At 48.9% G+C, this 1,078-nt stretch carries 1 protein-coding gene; it reads left to right on the top strand.

What is annotated here, in order from left to right; translation table 11 throughout:
• Positions 1–1,078, top strand: a 1,078-nt coding sequence (locus J3U13_RS11355; protein WP_267342171.1) for a type VI secretion system Vgr family protein, incomplete at both ends; no start/stop codon positions are given.

The following is a 1,078-nucleotide window of genomic DNA, read 5'->3' as shown; positions in this document are numbered from 1 at the left end:
ATCGCTATACCTTAACTGTCGATGGTCAAAGCGCGCCGATTTCGGTTTTACAGGTTGCCGGCAATGAACAACTCAACCAGCCCTGGCATTACACCATCACCTTTACCAGCCCACATCCACATCTGGATGCGGAATCGTTTCTCAATCAAAAAGCCTGGTTTCGTTTCAATCCTGTTCATGCCGATTTGACCTCTTTGGCATTGGGTGCCTCAGACTTACTGAACGCCAGCACCCCATTTGATGCATTGCACGAATTAAAACCCTCCGAGTCGTCGGTCAATCCTCAAAGCGCGACAGCGCCCTTAAACGGGTTAAAGCAAAACACGCCACTCAATTCATTGAACGCCTTATTCTCACAAGGTGCATCACGTACGCTCTATGGCGTGATAACCACATTTGGACAGTTATCGGTCAGTCACGACGAGGTCCGCTATCAGGTGGTCTTATCCTCACCATTGGCAAGACTGGGGTTAAGTCACAATTATGCCATTTTTCAGAAACAAAGCGTGATAAGTGTGGTTGAAGAAGTGCTGCGCAGTCATGGCTATACGGGGGTGGATTATCGTCTGGAATTAAACCATCACTATCCGGAGCGAGAATTCATCACGCAATGGCAGGAAAGTGACCTGGCATTCATTCAACGACTGCTGGCGGATGTGGGGGTGTATTTCCGGTTTGAAACGCATGGCGAGCATCATTGTGATGTGATGGTCATCAGTGATAACGAGCAGGGGTATGGGCAGGCGTCGGATATCCGTTACCAACCGCCCAGTGGCACCCTGGATGGTGGACGGGAAAGTGTCTGGGACATCACCTTGCGCAGTCAGGTCGTCGAATCCTCGGTTAAGGTGCAGGATTATAACTACCGCGATGCCAACGCCAGTTTCGTTGGTGAAGTCAACAGCCAACCGAAAGACACCACCACTTATGGCACCGATTACCGTTATGATGAGCATTACAAAGGTCTGACCACACACGGTCAGGCAGAGAAAGACGGGGAAGAGGAAGATAGCAACAACAATAACGACAATAACAACAATTATCACAATAGCAATGACAATGACAATGACAATGACAA

Source organism: Gilliamella sp. B2887 (genome assembly GCF_026537015.1).
Taxonomy (GTDB): domain Bacteria; phylum Pseudomonadota; class Gammaproteobacteria; order Enterobacterales; family Orbaceae; genus Gilliamella.
This window is presented reverse-complemented; position numbering and strand designations above follow the sequence as displayed.